Annotated in this window: 14 protein-coding genes; 1 reads left to right on the forward strand and 13 read right to left on the reverse strand. The window is 37.6% G+C overall.

What is annotated here, in order from left to right; translation table 11 throughout:
• Positions 1-41: 41 nt before the first annotated feature.
• The 11 genes from purD to AC07UM_RS03455 all read right to left on the reverse strand — a co-directional run bounded on the left by purD (position 42) and on the right by AC07UM_RS03455 (position 13,261).
• A complete protein-coding gene (gene purD, locus AC07UM_RS03405; RefSeq protein ID WP_494682474.1) occupies positions 42-1,280 on the reverse strand; it encodes a phosphoribosylamine--glycine ligase in 1,239 nt (412 codons plus the stop codon).
• A gap of 90 nt (positions 1,281-1,370) precedes the next feature.
• The gene (purH, locus tag AC07UM_RS03410; RefSeq protein WP_494682473.1) at positions 1,371-2,888 is read right to left on the reverse strand and encodes a bifunctional phosphoribosylaminoimidazolecarboxamide formyltransferase/IMP cyclohydrolase; all 1,518 of its coding nucleotides are present in this window, start codon (positions 2,886-2,888) and stop codon (positions 1,371-1,373) included.
• 139 nt (positions 2,889-3,027) lie between these two features.
• Positions 3,028-3,591, reverse strand: coding sequence for a phosphoribosylglycinamide formyltransferase (gene purN, locus AC07UM_RS03415; protein ID WP_494682472.1), 564 nt, complete (start codon positions 3,589-3,591; stop codon positions 3,028-3,030).
• A 75-nt stretch (positions 3,592-3,666) separates the two neighbouring features.
• Positions 3,667-4,659: a phosphoribosylformylglycinamidine cyclo-ligase gene (gene purM / locus AC07UM_RS03420; RefSeq protein WP_494682471.1), complete on the reverse strand. Its 993-nt coding sequence runs from the start codon at positions 4,657-4,659 to the stop codon at positions 3,667-3,669.
• 283 nt (positions 4,660-4,942) lie between these two features.
• On the reverse strand, positions 4,943-5,494 hold the full coding sequence (locus AC07UM_RS03425) for an NADPH-dependent FMN reductase (RefSeq protein WP_124536204.1): 552 nt from the start codon (positions 5,492-5,494) through the stop codon (positions 4,943-4,945).
• 37 nt (positions 5,495-5,531) lie between these two features.
• Positions 5,532-6,260 (reverse strand): pirin family protein, encoded by a 729-nt coding sequence (locus AC07UM_RS03430; protein ID WP_494682470.1) that lies wholly within the window; start codon positions 6,258-6,260, stop codon positions 5,532-5,534.
• A gap of 201 nt (positions 6,261-6,461) precedes the next feature.
• Positions 6,462-7,628 (reverse strand): MFS transporter, encoded by a 1,167-nt coding sequence (locus tag AC07UM_RS03435; protein WP_494682469.1) that lies wholly within the window; start codon positions 7,626-7,628, stop codon positions 6,462-6,464.
• A 4-nt stretch (positions 7,629-7,632) separates the two neighbouring features.
• Positions 7,633-9,162, reverse strand: a complete 1,530-nt coding sequence (locus AC07UM_RS03440; RefSeq protein WP_494682468.1) for a GMC oxidoreductase — start codon at positions 9,160-9,162, stop codon at positions 7,633-7,635.
• Positions 9,163-9,455: 293 nt separating this feature from the next.
• Positions 9,456-10,874, reverse strand: coding sequence for an MFS transporter (locus AC07UM_RS03445; RefSeq protein WP_494682467.1), 1,419 nt, complete (start codon positions 10,872-10,874; stop codon positions 9,456-9,458).
• Positions 10,874-11,392: a nuclear transport factor 2 family protein gene (locus AC07UM_RS03450; protein WP_494682466.1), complete on the reverse strand. Its 519-nt coding sequence runs from the start codon at positions 11,390-11,392 to the stop codon at positions 10,874-10,876. Before AC07UM_RS03450 ends, AC07UM_RS03445 begins: the two co-directional genes overlap by 1 nt.
• A 9-nt stretch (positions 11,393-11,401) precedes the next feature.
• Positions 11,402-13,261 carry a glycoside hydrolase family 13 protein gene (locus AC07UM_RS03455; RefSeq protein WP_494682465.1) on the reverse strand — a complete coding sequence of 620 codons (1,860 nt, stop codon included), beginning with the start codon at positions 13,259-13,261 and terminating at the stop codon, positions 11,402-11,404.
• A 206-nt stretch (positions 13,262-13,467) separates the two neighbouring features.
• Between AC07UM_RS03455 and AC07UM_RS03460 the strand changes: the two genes are divergently transcribed.
• Positions 13,468-14,460: a sterol desaturase family protein gene (locus AC07UM_RS03460; protein WP_494682464.1), complete on the forward strand. Its 993-nt coding sequence runs from the start codon at positions 13,468-13,470 to the stop codon at positions 14,458-14,460.
• A gap of 70 nt (positions 14,461-14,530) precedes the next feature.
• On the opposite strand, the gene AC07UM_RS03465 is transcribed toward AC07UM_RS03460, so the two are convergent.
• Both AC07UM_RS03465 and AC07UM_RS03470 read right to left on the reverse strand, forming a co-directional pair.
• Positions 14,531-16,687 (reverse strand): glycoside hydrolase family 97 protein, encoded by a 2,157-nt coding sequence (locus tag AC07UM_RS03465; protein ID WP_494682463.1) that lies wholly within the window; start codon positions 16,685-16,687, stop codon positions 14,531-14,533.
• Positions 16,688-16,762: 75 nt separating this feature from the next.
• Positions 16,763-17,878, reverse strand: coding sequence for a SusE domain-containing protein (locus tag AC07UM_RS03470; RefSeq protein WP_494682462.1), 1,116 nt, complete (start codon positions 17,876-17,878; stop codon positions 16,763-16,765).
• Between the last annotated feature and the right edge of the window lie 16 nt (positions 17,879-17,894).

Genomic DNA, 17,894 nt, shown 5'->3' on the forward strand with positions numbered 1-17,894 from the left:
AAAGACTTGGAACAGCTCCAAATCTTTTTTCGTGATTTTTATTAAAACTTTCCGATGTCTTCTCTGTAGAAGCCATAATCGAAATGTACGTGACTTGCGTCTTCATAAACCTTTTTGCGGGCATCTTCGAAAGTAGCTCCTGTAGCTACAATGTTCAGAACTCTACCTCCATTGGAAACTACTTTATCTCCTTTGCTAATAGCTCCTGCGTATAATAGTTTACTATGTTTCAGCTTTTCTTCTCCTGTAATTTCGAAACCTATTTCAATATTTCTTGGATATCCTCCTGAACACATTACAAGACAAACTGCTTTTTCGTCTTTAAATTTAAGTTCAATATCTTTTCCGTCCATACAGTCCTGGATCACATCAAGAAGATTGTTTTCCATAAGCGCCATCAATACCTGAGTTTCAGGATCTCCGAATCTCATGTTATATTCTAGAAGGTAAGCGCCGTTTTTCGTTACCATCAATCCGAAGAAGATGATTCCTTTAAATCCGAAACCTTCAGCTTTAAGACCTGTAATAGTAGGCTCTAAGATATTTTTCTCAAAATCTGCATAATGCTCCTGAGTAAATTCCGGACTTGGTGCTATAGAACCCATACCTCCTGTATTAGGCCCTGTATCTCCGTTTCCGGCTTTTTTATAATCTTTTGCTGCTACACATGGGAATAATTTCTCCCCGTTAGAGAAAGCAATGATAGAAGCTTCAAAACCTTGTAAATATTCTTCAATAACTAAACGAATACCAGCATCACCATAAATTCTTCTGATCATGAAATCATGGATTGTAGCTTCAGCTTCTTCCAAAGTATCACAGATCACAACACCTTTTCCACCTGCTAAACCACTTGCCTTGATTACCAAAGGATACTGCTGTGTCTGCACATATTCTTTAGCTTCGTTATATGAATCAAATACCACAGCTTTAGCTGTTTTGATATCATAGGTCTGCATAAACTTCTTAGAGAAAGCTTTACTTCCTTCCAGACTTGCTACTTTTTGGGTAGGTCCGAAAACTTTAAGATCGTGTTTTTTAAACTCGTCCTTTAAGCCCGCTACAAGAGGAGCTTCCGGGCCTACGATCGTAAGATCAACCTTTTCTTTAATGGCGAAATCTCTAAGTTCTTTGATTTCTGATAAATGAACATTTTTCCCTATTACATCGGTAGTAGCATTCCCGTTGGCAAAAAACATTTTAGAAATTCTTGAGTCATTCTGAAGCTTTGCCGCTAAAGCAGATTCTCTACCGCCTTCACCTATGATTAATATTCTCATACTTTATATTATTATCTAGTCTTATTTTACAAATATATAATTTTGAATGCTAAAAAAACAATCCCTAATTATTTTTTAATTCTATTTTAATTAGTGGAAAAAGTGTCTAACACCAGTAAACATCATTGGAATACCGTGCTCATTTGCAGCTTCTACACTATCCTGATCTTTTACACTTCCACCTGGCTGAATAATAGCCTTGATGCCCTCCTGAGCGCAGAAATCTACCACATCACGGAAAGGGAAAAATGCATCTGAAGCCAGTACCAAATCTCCAGAGAATTTTTCTTTTGCTCTTTCGATAGCCTGCTGAGTCGCCCAGATTCTGTTTACCTGTCCGCCACCGATACCAAATGCCTGAATTCCGTTAGAAACTACAATAGCGTTTGACTTTACATATTTTACCACTCTCTGAGAAAAAAGTAATGCTTTCTTCTGCTCTTCTGTAGGCTGTACTTCTGTCACTACTTTGATATCATCAGAGAAGTGAAGATCGTTATCCTGAACCAAGATACCACCATCTACTTTCACCCAGGTCTGTTTGTCAGAAACAGGATTTACAATTTTGATGATTCTCAGGTTTTTCTTTTTTCTTAAAACTTCAAGAGCTTCTTCATCGAACTCAGGAGCCATTACAATCTCAAGGAATGTTTTGTTTAATTCCTCAGCTGTTGCGGCATCAATTGTATAGTTCATTGCAACAATTCCGCCAAAGATAGAAACCGGATCACATTCAAATGTTTTTTGATAGGTTTCCAGCGCTGAAGTACCAATAGCAACTCCACAAGGAGTAGAGTGTTTTACTGCACAACACGCCATTTCTTCCTTGAATTCCGTTACTACTTTCCAGCAAAGGTCCATATCACGAAGGTTGTTGAAAGAAAGTTCTTTACCTCCAAGCTGTTCGAAATCTTTCATTGCTCCATTCTCGAAAGTAGAAACGTAGTAAGCTGCTGTCTGATGAGGATTTTCTCCGTATCTTAAGTCAGCAACTTTTTTGTAAGAAGCATTCAGATAGGTAGGATATTCTTCATCTAAAAGCATTCTGGAGATCGCAGCATCATACGCAGAGGTAAGGTTGAATACTTTCCCTGCAAGTTTTTTACGTGTTTCGATGTACGTATCACCGTTTTGCTCCATTTCTATTTTTACAGCGGCATAATCTTCTACATCAGTGATTACGGTAACAGAGTCGAAGTTTTTGGCTGCAGAACGAAGCATTGACGGACCACCGATGTCAATAAACTCTACTTTCTCGTGTAAAGAAATGTCTTTGTTCACGTTTTCAAAGAAAGGGTAAAGGTTTACGATCACCATGTCAATCAGACCAATTCCGTGTTCCTGAACGGTTTTCATGTGCTCTTCGTTGTTACGAACAGCCAGCAATCCACCGTGAACTTTTGGGTGTAAAGTTTTCACTCTACCATCCAGCATTTCAGGAAAATTGGTAACCTCATCAATCTGAATTGGATTTAAACCAGCGTCTTTCAAATGTTTGAACGTTCCTCCTGTAGAGATCAACTCATAGTTCTGAGCTTCCAAAAACTGCGCGAATTCTATTAATCCACCTTTGTCAGAAACACTGATTAAAACTCTCTTTTTACTCATTACTTTCAATTTTTTACTTTTTACAGCTATTTCAAACTGTGTCCGGGTCTTTCACCTCCGAACTTACTTTTATTTTACTTAGATTTCTTTTTATTAATGTAACAATGATCCACTTCTGCGTTGATACATTGTTATATTTTTAATTTCCCAGGACCTTATTGATCGCTATTGGGAATATTTCATATTCAATCTGGTGAACTTTCTGGGCCAATGTTTCAGGAGTATCGTCAGCAGTTACTTCAAAAGATTTCTGAAGAATAGCTTCTCCTTCATCAATGCCCGGTGTCACAAAATGTACCGTTGCCCCACTCTCTACTTCTTTGGCTTCAATAACGGCATTGTGAACGTTCATTCCCCACATTCCTTTTCCTCCGAATTTCGGAAGCAAAGCTGGATGAATATTGATTATTTTACGATTCCAGTTTTCACAGAATTCAGATTTTAAGATGGATAAAAATCCTGCCAATACAATAAGATCTGTATTTTCAGGGATTACTTTTGCCAACTCACTGCTGAAATTCTTTCCTCTTGGAATCAGTATATTTTCTATATTGTGATTCTTTGCTCTTTCCAGTCCGAAACATTCTCTGTCTGCTACTACCAATGTTACTTTTGCATTCTGGATTTCTCCAGCTTCAATCGTATCGATAATTCTCTGCAGATTGGTTCCTGAACCGGATACAAGTACAACGATGTTCTTCATTATTCAGATGTTAGATGTCAGATTTAAGATGACAGACTTACCGTCTGATGTCTAGGGTCTGAAATCTGATGTCATTTAAAATTTCAAATCAATTTTTTCTGCTCCTTCAGTGATTTCTCCGATTTCGTAGGCATCATCTAAAAGGTGTAATATTTTTTCAGCGTGATCTGCATTGACCACGATGATCATCCCTACTCCCATATTGAATGTTCCATACATTTCCTCACGAGCCACTTCACCTCTCTTTTCAAGCTCAAGCATAACACTAGGAATTCTGATTTTTGATTCGTCGATAGAAGCACAAAGTCCTTCAGGAATAATTCTTGGAACGTTTTCATAAAGACCTCCTCCTGTGATGTGAGCAATTCCTTCTACTTTCACTTCTTCCAATACTTTATGAATATCTTTATAGTATAATCTTGTAGGGACTAAAAGGGTTTCATATAAAGGTTTTCCTTCAAACTCTTCTTCGAAGTTCGGGAATACTTTTCTTACTAAAGAGAATCCATTTGAATGGAATCCTGAGCTTGGTAATGCAATGATTTTGTTACCTGCCTGAATCTTAGAACCATCAATGATCTGATCTTTTTCTACGATTCCTACACAGAATCCTGCAACATCATAATCTCCAGGCTGGTACATTCCCGGCATTTCAGCAGTCTCCCCACCAATCAGTGCACAGTTGTTATCCTTACAAGCGGCTACCATTCCTAAAACGATCTCAGCAGCAATTTCTGAATCAAGCTTTCCACAAGCCAGATAATCCAGGAAGAATAAAGGTTTTGCTCCGTGACAAAGGATATCATTGGCACACATTGCGAAACAATCTACACCGATAGAATCATATTTTTTGGTATCTAAAGCTACCTTCAGCTTTGTTCCTACTCCATCTGTTCCTGATACAAGAACCGGATTTTTGTATCCACCGATCTCATAGAAAGCTCCAAAACTTCCCAAATGATTAAGAACATTGGAATTGTGGGTTTCACCGACCGCTTTTTTGATCTTGTCAACCGTTTTGTATCCTTCTTCTTTGTCTACTCCTGCTGATTTGTAAGTGTTGCTCATGTCTGCTTAGATTTTTAGATTTCAGATTCAGATATCAGATGATTTATTGTCTTGCATCTGACGTCTTGTGTCTTCTTAATCTTTTAATATTTCAATTACTTTTATACTCGATTTTAGAAAACAAAAAAGCCGACAATCTTTTCAGATTATCGGCCGTTATTTTATCTCAGAATTTCAGAGCCCATAACTTTCCCTTTATGAGAAAAACATTGTTTGTAGGAGGTCTGAATTTTCATCTCTTTTCTTTTTGCAAAAATAGTAATTTTAAATGAATATTCAAATTCTATTTTTCAAGGATCGTTTCAATGGCTGCAATCTTCTTGATTTTTTCTTTTAACTCATTGTTTTTCTCTTCATTAGAAATTTCCTGAGCTGCTTTGTCAAAGTTGTCATTAAAGAAAGGCAGTGAAAAAGTTTCTACCACATTTCCTCCATGGGAAGGGAAACGCTTTGATGCCGCTTCCAAAACTCCCGCTCCACCTCTGCCTCCCGGAGATGTAGACATCAATAGCATTGGTACTTCATTCCAAACCGTTCTGTTTTTGATTCTCGATACCCAGTCGAACACATTTTTGAATGCTGTAGAATAGGTTCCGTTGTGCTCTCCTAAAGAAACCAATAATACATTGGCACCATCTATTTTTGCTGCAAAATCATGAGCTTCCTGAGGAACACCTCCCGCTACTTCTCTTTCGTGCTTATAGATTGGCATTTCGAAAGGATTTAAATCAATCACTTCTACTTCTGCATTTTCAAATAATGTTGATGCATAGGCTACCAACTGTTTGTTCATTGAAGCTTCTGAATTACTTCCTGCTATTGCTAAAATTTTCATATATGAAGTTTATTTTTAAGATTACAAATTTAGTTTTTTATTTAAGATAGGATGGCAGATCCATTGGGACTTCCATTAATAATACTTCAGTGTCTTCCACTGCTTCGATATTAAAGCTTTGTGTATCCCAGATACCCAATCCGTCTCTTTCATTCAGAACACGGTCTCCGATTTTTGCACTTCCTTTTAAAACAAATGCATAGACTCCGTTTCCTTTTTTGTTGAGCATATAATTTTTGCCGTTTCCTTTTGTAAAGTTGGCCAGGTTGAACCATGCATCCTGGTGAATCCAAACTCCGTCATCATTTTTATCAGGGGATAAAATCTGTTGAAATCCGTTGATCTTTTCACCTTCTTTAATGCTTTTCTGGTCATATCGGGGTTCAACGTTCTGCTCTTTTGGGAAAACCCAGATCTGCAGGAATTTCACCTCTTCATCCTTATTTTTATTGTATTCGCTGTGCATTACACCGGTTCCTGCACTCATCACCTGGATTTCTCCTTTTTTGATTACTGCTGTAGTTCCCATCGAATCTTTGTGTTCCAAATCTCCTTCCAAAGGAATTGAGATAATTTCCATATCCCTGTGCGGGTGTGTTCCGAAGCCCATTCCCTGAGAAACGGTATCATCGTTCAATACTCTTAAAACACCAAAGTTTGTTCTGTCTCTGTTTTGATAGTTGGCAAAACTGAATGTATGGTAAGAATTTAGCCATCCGTGGTTGGCATGACCTCTTGAATCTGCTTTATGATATACTGTTTTCATTTCTGTGATTATTTATGGTACAAATGTACGGTATGTGGATATTTAAAAAGTTGATGTAGGGTAAGAAAGGAAATTGAAATAAGCTGGAAAATGAATAATTGAGAATAGGCAAATACCTGTCCAATAGGAAACGCTTCATTCACCCCTGTTAAGGTTTTGAATCGTTTAAAAGCAATTTATTTAGAAAGAAACACCTGTATATTAAAAAGCATCTTTAATTCTGGAATTTCTTTTAAGGTAAAAGAACAGGGTACAAATCATTATCATACAAAAGATCAGGTTTCCCAAAATAACAGAAATATGATCAGAAAAACTTCCTAAAACATTGGTCACAATGCCAGTCCCTATTTGGTTTGCTGCCATCAGAAACCCTGACACCAATACTGAATAAGTTGGAAATTCTACTGTTCCCCAGCCAATTGAGCCAGGAAATATGCTTCCCATAAAAAAGCCAATCAGAAACATCATGAATAACAGCAGATGATTATTGGGATAAATCAGCAATACTATTATCAGGATTCCGACACCAACCGGAGCGGCAAGAAAGAACGAAGACAAATCAAATCTTTTTGAAAATATTCCGAACAAAAGCCGGTTCAGAGCAATACCTCCCCAAAATAAAGAAAGCCCAAGACTAGCCTTACTATTATCAAGTCCTTTATTTTTAAGAATAATCCCTCCAAAACTTCCAAAGGTACCTTCTACAAATCCATACAAAATGACAGCAACAAAAAATACCCACAGTTTATCAGGAATTCTGAAGTGGTCAGGGAGCTCAAAAAATTTTCCTTTTTTAATTTTTAAAAATAAAAAAATAATCAGCCCAATACCTACGGCAACGAATATACTTCCGGGAACATACATCCAGTTTTTAACATCTCCAATAAGATTCATCATTAAAGGAGATGTGGATGTGCCGAAACCTACGAGAAACTGGAGAATTAGAATAGCCGAAGTATTTCCTTTTTCAAACAAGCTTGCTGCCAAAGGGTTCAGCGTGGTAATAGAAAGTCCAAACCCTGTTCCTGTAAAAGCAACTAAGATCATTAATATGGAAAACAAGGGTATTTTTTCAGTTAGAAACTCATGCAGCATCCATAGTGAACCTGTTGAGATAAGCATGAGAATAATACCCAATGCCAGAATAGTTTTAGGACCCCATTTATTGACCAGAAATGGAGCTCCCAAGCATGAAATAATAATGCATATGACCTGAGGTATAAACAGATTCCCAAACTGAGCGGAAGAGAGCGAAAATAAGCCCTGATCTGTAAAAGCTGTTCCCAGCGCCGGAAAAATCACAAAATTAACTCCTGTCAGGAAAGCTAATATAAAGACAACCGCTATAATAACGCTCCTGCTCTTCATTTTTTTATTTCAATACATTATTCTTAAGATATTCACCCACCCTTAATGCCATTGCGATAATAGTGAGTGCCGGATTTACCGCGCCACTGGAAACAAAAAACCCACCATCTACAATATATAGATTCTCAAGATCATGAGCTTTACAATTGACATCCACGACGGAAGTTCCAGGATCAAGCCCCATTCTTGTTGTTCCATTTTGATGGGCCGGCGAGGCAATATCCATTCCTTTGCTGAAATAATAACCTTTAAACAAGAAGCTTTCGAACTTACCGGATGCTTTTAAAGCTTTAATCAGTTCCGATTTCAAAAGCTCATGCCCTTTTTGGTTATTGTCCGTGTAACTTATTTTGATCTGTCCATTCTCTACCGTTATCCGATTCTCAGGATCAGGAAGATCTTCTGAAGTCAGCCAGAAATCGACAGCATGTTTTGCCATTAATTCAAAAGTAAAACCAGGTGCCGGAATGGGACTGTCTGCTTTAATCTGATTTTCATCCGATTTTCCAAGCAATTGTATATGTCCAAGGGGAAATTCATATCCTCTGGCTGCATGGTAAAAGTCATTAATTCCGAATGTTTTTCCAAATTTAGTAGGATTAGGCTCTGTATATAATGCAATCAATGCTGTATTCTGGTGAAACATATAGTTCCTGCCCACCTGATCTGAGGCATTGGCCAGCCCGTTAGGAAATTGCTCATTTTTACTTTCTAACAGTAACGCTGCTGAATTAATAGCCCCCGCTGAAAGAATGACAATATCTGAAGTTACTGTTTTTGTTTCTCCATCATGTTCTATGATCACTTCTGCAATTCTTCTGCCTAAGCTGTCAGTATTCAGTTTTATAACTTTTGCATGGGTCATCAGCTCAACATTAGGAGATTCCAATGCTTTTGACAGTGCACAAAGATGAGCATCTCCTTTACGTTCAGAAGCATCAGGAAAACCATCAAAACGGTCCAATGTATAAGGAGCGTTAGCGGTTGCATGCGTTTTAAAGTTTACTCCTATCGGCAATTCAAACGGGTGTAAACCATATGCTGTCAGTTCATCAAAAATTTCCTGAACTCTCGGTTCATGAGGCAGCGGCGGATTAGGATAAGGCTCGGAATCAAACGGTTCCGTAGGATCTGATCCTCTTTTGCCATGTACATGAAAAAGCTTTTCAGCTTCCAGATAATAGTCTTTCAAATCTTGATATTGAATAGGCCATGCCGGTGATATTCCGTCATAATGTATTATTTCTTTAAAATCTTCTTCTCTTAAACGGAATAAAGCTGCTCCGTAGAATTTGGTATTTCCTCCTACATTATAATGCATTCCCGGGCGGAAAGTTTTCCCGTGCTTATCCAGCCAAAGGTCGGCAGTGGTATATCTGTTTTTCTCGAAAACTTCCGAAGAATCCCAGTTTTCCTTTTCTACCGGTACATAATCTCCTCTTTCTAAGATCAATATTTTTTTTCCGCTATCGGCAAGCTTATAAGCTATGGTTGAACCACCTGCCCCTGTTCCTATAATGATAATATCGTACATTCTTTACAATTTGGTGTATCTAAGTTAGAGATTAAAAAAGGAGAGGCAGCTTAACAAACTGTTAAATTTCAATTGATTGTATGAATAGGTTAATATTGATGAAATGGCACGTTTATTTATATATTATGGATAATACGGTTTTATCTGTCTAAATTTAGATTTTGGCTAAAGCCAATTAATGAATAGATAAAGAGAAGACGGGCTAAAGCCCGTCCCTATTGAATTTTATGATGCTATTTCAAATTAAATTTCAAAACATATCACTTTTCTAATTTCTAACTTCTAGTTTCTTACTAAAAGTGCACCTGCTTGATCTCCTCTTCAATTTCCTTAGGAGTTTCATCTTCAGATTTAACAAAAATCATGGTTACTACTGCTCCTATCAGCATGCAAACTCCACCTACCACAACATAATCCATCGCTTGTTTTCCAAAGACACCACTTACAATAGGCCCTCCGAACAAACCATTGATAATCTGCGGAATGACAATAAAGAAATTGAATATTCCCATATAAACTCCCATTTTTCTTTGTGGAATAACATCAATGAGCATCGCATAAGGCATTGCCAGAATACTGGCCCAGGCAAAACCTAATCCAATCATGGAAATCCATAAATGATCAACTTCTTTAATAAAATACATTGAAATAAGCCCCAATCCTCCGCATAATAAGGCTAAAGCATGGGTTTGTTTTTTTCCAATCAGCTTAGCTATTGGCGTCAATAAAAATGCAAATGGAATAGCCCAGAGATTATACATTCCAAAGAGTTTCCCCGTTAAATCTCCAGCATCATTAAATGCTTTTGAGTGGGTATCTTCCGGAGAAAGTCCTAAATGATGGGTTGCTAATGCACTGGTTGTAAATACCCACATCGTAAATAATGCAAACCATGAAAAAAACTGAACAATTCCAAGATTTTTCATCTGTACAGGAATTGAAGCAAAGTCTTTGAAGATATCCGAAAATTTAGATTCGTGTTTCTCTGCTTCTTTTTCGTCTTCAAACTCGGCAAATTCCTGGGGAGAATATTCTCTGGTTGTTATGATGGTGTACAGAATGGATATGATAAGCAGCCCGGCCCCTATATAAAAGGAGAAGATAACATTATCAGCCACAAATCCTGCAGGCGCTTCATTGGAAATCCCCATTTTTGTCAGCCATTCCGGCAGATAAGAACCTAATACAGCTCCGATTCCGATCAGAATCGTTTGTACTGAAAATCCTATCGTTCCCTGATGTTTCGGGAGCATATCTCCAACCAAAGCTCTGAAGGGCTCCATCGCGATATTCACCGAAGCATCCATCATGGCAAGGAATATTACGGCTAATAAAAGAGCATTGGCGGCAAACATCTGAGTAACAGAAGCGGCATTGGGAAGGAGCACCAGCCCAATAGCGCATAAAACGGCTCCAATTAAAAAGTAAGGCTTTCTTCTTCCCAGCGGGCTCCATGTATTATCTCCCATATGTCCGATAATGGGTTGAACAATCAATCCGGTAATGGGTGCTACAAGCCAGAACCACGATAATTCATGGACATCTGCCCCTAAATTACCAAGAATACGGCTGGCATTTCCATTTTGTAATCCAAACGCCATCTGAATTCCGAGAAACCCCATACTCATATTGATGATCTGGAGCATTGATAAATTGGGCTTTTTTCTTCTTCCCAATGCTCCCGCATCATATTTCCCTGCCATTTCTGCCATTATGACTTCAGTTTTTGGATTAATGCATCTTCAATAGGAGTCTTTTCAACCACTACTTTATCTACCACTTCATTCGGAACCGTCACAGAAAGAACATATTGCTTCACCTTCCAGCTTCCGTTGATCTTTTCTACCACCCCGGAACCTCTGCATATTTTCATTTGAGTATCCAATAATTCATCAAACCAAGCCAGTTTTCCATCTTTGCTGAAGTAAATATTTCTTTTAAGAGCTTTAAAATTCCAGGTTTTCTTTTTGTCAAAATGAGGTTTCGCCCAAATCATGAATTCTTTTTTGTTCCAGATCTCAGTAGCATCTGTTCCAATAAAGGTAGATTCATCCGCAAAGAAATTAAAATAAGCAGTGTAATCTGCTTTTGCAGCCGCTACATTGAATGCATCAAGCATAGTACTGATCTCTGTTTTTTCTTTGTCAAATGGAGTTTTTGATTGTGCAGTAAATAAAGAAAATCCCAATAAGAAAAGGATTAGTGTATAAGCAGTTGTTAATTTTTTCATGTGTATTAATTATTTTTCGAGTTCAATGATTAATGGAGTTTTTGCAGGAATATTTATATTGTTTTGTAATGAAATCTCTTTTCCTGAAATTACCTCTTTTCCTTTTGTAAAGCCATTAAGTGATTCTGCAAATCTTTTCAAGTCTAACGTGTGATCTTTTTCATTATTGCTGACAACCACCATTACACTTTCTTTTTCATTATATCTGAAATAAACAAAAATACCGTCCTGAGGAACGAAATTTTTAGTTTTCCCATTATGAATCACGTCTTTACCTTTTCTCCAGTTCAGGAGTTTCTGAGTAAACCGGAAAAACTCTTTCTGCTCCGGAGTCTGAGTGGATGGGTTAAAAGCATTTTGTGGATCAGACTTCCAGCCTCCAGGAAAATCCCTGCGGATATCTGCATCACCTCCTGTCTTTTTATCTCCTCTCATTCCTATTTCTGATCCGTAATAGATCTGTGGAATTCCCCGTACCGTTGAGATCAGGGTAAGTCCTATTTTGTAAGCATTAGGATTTGCATTAAAGATTTCATTCCATCTTTCGGTGTCATGATTTTCAAAGAAGACCAAAAGGTTATTGACATCCGGGTAAAGGAAATCGCTGGTAAAAGAGTCATACATTCTTATCATCCCTTTATCCCAGCCTTCTTTTTCATGAAGAGCTTTAGGCATATTTTCAAAGAGCATAAAATCCATCACCGATGGTAAATTTGAATTGTACCCTTCTATTTCTCCTATTTTCGAATTTTTCTGCCATGCTGCAATGTGTGCCGCTGTATACAGCCAGGTTTCTCCTACAATATTAAATTTCGGATATTCATCAGTAATAGCTTTAGCCCATTTTGCCATGGCTTCTTTATCATTGTAAGGATAAGTATCTACACGGAATCCTCCTAATTCTGCATATTCAATCCACCAAATTGCATTTTGGGTCAAATATTTCAGGACCAACGGATTTTTCTGGTTGATATCAGGCATTGTAGTATCAAACCATCCGTCCAGCGCATATTTTTTATCAATATCAGAAGCATTGGTATCAAATTGCGTTGTCGTTTTATAATTGGAGCGCTTAAATCCTTTCTCTCCCTCATCAAACCAGTGTATCCAATCTTTTGAAGGAAGGTCTTTGATCATCCAGTGTGAGCCACCCCAGTGGTTGGTAACATAATCCATCACCAGCTTCATATTTCTTTTGTTGAGCTCCTGAGATAAGGTTTTATAGTCTTCATTGGTCCCGTAGCGGGCATCAATTTTATAGAGATCGGTCTGGGCATAGCCGTGATAAGAGTATACTTTTTCGTTATCTTCATTCACCGGAGTTAGCCAAACGGCTGTAGCTCCAAGGTTCTGAATATAATCAAGATTGTTGATGACCCCCTGGAGATCTCCACCATGTCTTCCGTTTGGAAGGCTTCGGTCTGCTTTTTCCGTAAGTTCCGGTCTTGAGTCATTTTTCTCATCACCATTCGCAAAGCGGTCCGGCATGATAAGGTACATCATATCTTTTGAAGTAAAAGATTCCCGGTTGGCAGATCCTGGATTTCGCTGTTTCAGTTCATAGGTATATGAGCCTACATTCTTTTTCCCTTTTCTAATACTGATGGTAAACTTCGGAACGTTTATTTCATTGGTATTGATGGTAATAAAAGCATAATTCGGATTTTCCACTTTCCGGATGTCTTTGATCTGTACTCCATCTGAAAGCGTAATCTCATTATTGGCAATGCCTTTTCCGTAAACAAGAATCTGAAGTTCAGGATTTCTCATCCCTTTCCACCAAAAAGCAGGTTCTACTCTTTCCACTGTTTTTTGGGAAAAAGCGACAGAAGCTATTGAAAGGGCAAATGCTGCATATATTGTCTTCATATTAGTGTTCAATTTAGCATTAAATTTTCATATATTATAGGTTTAACATATAATTAGAGTGCATCTTTTTTATCATAGTAAATATAAAATTTTAACATACCACACCTGTTTTTTGATTCTTATCATGAATTGTTAAATTTTTCATAAAAAATTTACCTGAAAATTTGACTTTTCATCCTTTTTATCTTTAGTTTTACAGAAAAAAGATGTTGGATTTCAGTAATATGTTCAAAACTGAGGGACCGGATGTTGTTTACACCTGGACTATTCCTGTATTTGCTGTAATTATTTTTGCAGAAATGGCCTACAGCCACTTCAATAAAGAAAAAATTTATGAAACCAAAGATGTAGCAACCAATGTTCTTTTTGCTTTGCTCAATTACGGGCTGGATATCATCATGAAAGGCTTTTCTTTGTTTGTCATGATGTTTTTTTATCACCACCGTATCTTCGACTGGCAAGAAGGAATATGGTATTGGATTGCAGTATTTCTTGCTCAGGATTTTGCCTATTATGTCCATCATTATGTAGATCACCACTCGCGTGTTTTCTGGGCGGTACATATTACCCATCACAATTCTGATTATTTCAACATTAGTACAGGGTTTAGAAGTCCTGTATTTCAACCGTTGTACAGATATTTATTTTTCTCCCCATTAGCATTCATGGGCTTTCATCCATGGCATATTCTGGTAGCCTATTCTGCAATACAGATTTATGGAACTTTTGTTCATACCCAATCTATTAAAAGTATGGGATTTTTAGAGTATATTCTTGTTACTCCTTCTCATCACAGAGTACACCATGCATGCAACATCAAATATCTTGACCGTAATATGGGAATGGGACTGATCATCTGGGATAAAATTTTTGGAACATTCGAAAAGGAGGATCCTGAGGTCCCTGTGAAATATGGCATCTATCCTAAGATGGAGTCTAAAGATCCGGCAACTACTCTATTCTATGAATGGCGAAGAATAGGCAAAGATATCAGGCAGCCCGGAATTTCTTTTAAAACCCGATTGAAATACCTTTTCTACTCTCCGGGATGGAGACATGATGGTACCGGTAAAACGGTAAAACAGTATCAAAAGGAATATAAGGAAAAGAAAAAAAATGAAACTCCATCCTTGAAGAAACAGACTCCAATTACGGAATATCAATATTCACAATTGGACAAGCAAGCGGGGGATCAATAATTTTTCTGCAAAAAAATACCCCGGAACATCGAAAATTCAATGAACCGGGGCACCTTAGTGTATTTTCAAATTATTTTACTGGCTTGATAGAAACTGCGAAACCGCCGCTTCTTACCATTTTAAAATTAATTTTTGACTTACTTGTAATTTCTTTCTTATAGATATTATAGCTTTGAGGATTATCAATATAATCAGCATCTTTTCCATCTTCATAGATCGTTGCCTCATATTTTACCCCTTTATCCAAGAATGAAAAGTCTACTGTGTATTCACGTTTGTTTTCATCGGTAATACCTCCTACAAACCAATTTTCAGTACCTTTTGCTTTTCTTGCCGTAATCACATAATCTCCTGGTTCTGCCGATAAGATTTTCGTATCATCCCAATCTGCTGCTACATCTTTAATAAACTGAAACGCATCCATATGTTTTTTGTAGTTCTCAGGAAGGTCTGCAGCCATCTGAAGCGGCATATACATCGTTACATAAAGAGCCAGCTGTTTTGCAAGCGTAGTTTTTACAAAACGCTTATCTCCAGGGAAATAATAGTCTAGTTTCGTCTGGAAAATTCCCGGTGTGTAATCCATAGAACCACCCATCCATCTAGTGAACGGAAGAACGGTCTGGTGATCAGGCTTATTTCCTCCAAATGCTTCATATTCTGTTCCACGGGCTGCTTCAGCAGAAATATAGTTTGGATAGGTACGGCTTTCTCCTGTAGGACGTACAGATTCGTGAGAATTGACCATGATTTTATAGTCGTTTGCTTTTTCAGCAATTCTATAATAGTGATTAATCGTCCATTGAGAATAATGGTGTTCTCCTCTTGGAATGATATCTCCTACATATCCTGTTTTCACAGCATCATAACCATATTTATTCATGGTTTGGAACGCTTTGTCTGCCCATCTTTCATAGTTCATAGCAGAACCTGAGGTTTCATGGTGCATAATCAGCTTTATTCCTTTCGAATGTGCATATTCATTCAGCATTTTGATGTCAAAATCCGGGTAAGGGGTAATGAAATCAAAAACAAATTCTTTTGAGTGTCCGAACCAATCTTCCCAACCGATGTTCCAACCTTCAATTAATAATCCCTGGAATCCGTTTTCTGCAGCAAAGTCAATATATTCTTTAACTTTTGTATTGTTAGCAGCGTGTTTTCCATTAGGAGTCAGCTTAGCAAAATCGGTTTTCCCTAAATGAACATTTTCAGCGGTAGAATAAGCCCACTGTGATTTCCCAATAATCATTTCCCACCAAACTCCCATATATTTTGTAGGGTGAATGTAAGATGTATCGGTATATTTTGTAGGCTCATTAAGGTTAAAGATCATTTTAGAATCCATTACCTGTTCTGCTTTCGGAGCTACAATAATAGTTCTCCAAGGAGTTACTGAAGGCGTCTGAATATATCCTTTTGCTCCCTGCCTGTCTGCTGTCAAATGCGTTTTGAACTTATAGTTCTGTGCATCTACTTCCAGATGGGAAGCCGGATAATCTAATACTGCTGCCTCAGCAACGTTGATATACAAGGGTTCTTTTCCTTCTTTTTTAAGCATTAGCGGAGACTGAACTGCATTTTTCACCAATGACTGGGAAGCGTTCGCATCGTATGCTTTATCCCATTTTGAAGGGATTTCAGAAACTTTTGTTTCCTGATATTGGTATTCCTGAGAATCGTAGTCTGCTACCATCCACCATGCCTTCATGTCGGTAGGGAAATCAATTTCAGAGTCTTCTTCTCTGATTACGAAATAGTTCAGATTCTTTTGCTGAGGAAATTCATATCGGAATCCAAGACCATCATTAAACAATCTGAATTTCACGACAATACTTCTGTCTGTAGAAGCCTGATTCAGTGTAACTGCCAGTTCGTTGTAATGATTGATATAATTTTTCTTTTCTCCTAAAACCGGCTGCCAGGTTTCATTTTTGGAGTCTCTTTTTTCATCTGCCTTTACAAAACCGTTATTCAGGTCGTATTTTGCATCTTCTGGTTTGGCTATTTCAGAAGCGAATTTTATGGCTGTGTCTTTAAATAATCTCAATCCCAATTTAGAATCTTCAACTACTACCGCTCCGTTATATTTCAGGTTATAGTAAGGTACTCCTTCTTTCAGCTGAAAGTTCATTTCAAACTTCCCATCCGGAGATTTTAAAGATTGTGCTTTCACACCTGCGAACATCATTGAGAGCAAAAGCGCTCCAACTGTAATTTTCTTCATAATGACTATTTAATTAACTTAAAAAATAGATAAAGTGCCGCGGTAAAGCAGCACTTTGCTTTAATTTAATTTGATTTACAATTTTGTAACGGTTACCTTATAATATGCTGAATTGTGTAAATCCAGCTCAATTTTATAATTACCTGCCTGAGAAACTTTGTATCCGCCATCTTTTTCTACGGTTCCCTCAGCATTGAAATAGGTTTGTACACCTTTTCCCGAAGTAAGCGCTTCATCATCTTTGTTCGGCTGGAATTTCATCGCCCAATCATCATTGGCTCGGAATTTAAATACTCCGGTATTAGATAATGCAATTGAATTAATCACAAAAGTTTTGGTTGCAGGATTATATACAAAATCTGTATCTGAGTTCCACCCTGTAGGGGTTGCATCACCAATAACACCGAAGTTTGCTAGTACTGCAGAATAGGTATTTGCTGCCCAGTCAACTTTCATGTAATAAGTTCCTGCTGCTGCCGGTACTATATCTGAACCATCAACTTTTATTTTTCCGGTATTGGTTCCATCATCCCCTTTATTTCCCGGCCAATCCTGATTGATCGCAAATTTATATTTACCATTATCACCTGAAGCATCTTTGATGAAAATAAATCCTCTGTATTTATCATTTTTCTCAGGAGAAAACAGATTCGGTGAATTAGATGGAGTCCAGTTTGCATAACCAGCCGCTCCTGCATAGGCTCCTGGTACATTGATCTTCGGATACACTAAATCCGGATTCGGAGTGTAAGGAGTTACTTTGAGTGCAATTACATTGGAGTAAAAAGCGGCTGACCCTACGGAAGTTTTCAATCTTACCTCAATATCATTTACTACATCTGGTACAGCTCCAATAGAAAACATGGCTGCATTCATTGCTGCATGGGTAGCAGCGCCTGAAGTCATATCATTAGAGAAGTCAATGGCTGCCGTTTTTTTGAAACCATCACCCTTCATTCCAAATTCTATTTTCTGATTGGGAACTACTGCAACGCTAAATACGGGTTTTGTCCATGTAAAACTGATGACAGCATCATTGGCATTGAGCTCATTAAGAACAATGGCACTTTTATCAGCAGAAACCTTCCCTGCAGATGTTTCATTGATAACAGCCTGATCCTCGTCTTTTTCACAGGAAATAACTAAAAGTCCCGTAAAAACTAAGGCTAATATTTTGAATAAATTTTTCATTTTCAACAGGATTTTA

It is taken from the genome of Chryseobacterium sp. GW821-FHT04C04, from assembly GCF_059420365.1.

Excerpts from the sequence above, each read along its gene's own strand:
- AC07UM_RS03440 (WP_494682468.1), bottom strand. The coding sequence starts at position 9,162 with ATGTACGATATTATCATTATAGGAACAGGGGCAGGTGGTTCAACCATA.
- AC07UM_RS03460 (WP_494682464.1), top strand. The coding sequence starts at position 13,468 with ATGTTGGATTTCAGTAATATGTTCAAAACTGAGGGACCGGATGTTGTT.
- AC07UM_RS03430 (WP_494682470.1), bottom strand. The coding sequence starts at position 6,260 with ATGAAAACAGTATATCATAAAGCAGATTCAAGAGGTCATGCCAACCAC.
- AC07UM_RS03465 (WP_494682463.1), bottom strand. The coding sequence starts at position 16,687 with ATGAAGAAAATTACAGTTGGAGCGCTTTTGCTCTCAATGATGTTCGCA.
- AC07UM_RS03435 (WP_494682469.1), bottom strand. The coding sequence starts at position 7,628 with ATGAAGAGCAGGAGCGTTATTATAGCGGTTGTCTTTATATTAGCTTTC.
- purH (WP_494682473.1), bottom strand. The coding sequence starts at position 2,888 with ATGAGTAAAAAGAGAGTTTTAATCAGTGTTTCTGACAAAGGTGGATTA.
- AC07UM_RS03425 (WP_124536204.1), bottom strand. The coding sequence starts at position 5,494 with ATGAAAATTTTAGCAATAGCAGGAAGTAATTCAGAAGCTTCAATGAAC.
- AC07UM_RS03450 (WP_494682466.1), bottom strand. The coding sequence starts at position 11,392 with ATGAAAAAATTAACAACTGCTTATACACTAATCCTTTTCTTATTGGGA.
- purM (WP_494682471.1), bottom strand. The coding sequence starts at position 4,659 with ATGAGCAACACTTACAAATCAGCAGGAGTAGACAAAGAAGAAGGATAC.
- purN (WP_494682472.1), bottom strand. The coding sequence starts at position 3,591 with ATGAAGAACATCGTTGTACTTGTATCCGGTTCAGGAACCAATCTGCAG.
- AC07UM_RS03455 (WP_494682465.1), bottom strand. The coding sequence starts at position 13,261 with ATGAAGACAATATATGCAGCATTTGCCCTTTCAATAGCTTCTGTCGCT.
- AC07UM_RS03470 (WP_494682462.1), bottom strand. The coding sequence starts at position 17,878 with ATGAAAAATTTATTCAAAATATTAGCCTTAGTTTTTACGGGACTTTTA.
- AC07UM_RS03445 (WP_494682467.1), bottom strand. The coding sequence starts at position 10,874 with ATGGCAGAAATGGCAGGGAAATATGATGCGGGAGCATTGGGAAGAAGA.
- purD (WP_494682474.1), bottom strand. The coding sequence starts at position 1,280 with ATGAGAATATTAATCATAGGTGAAGGCGGTAGAGAATCTGCTTTAGCG.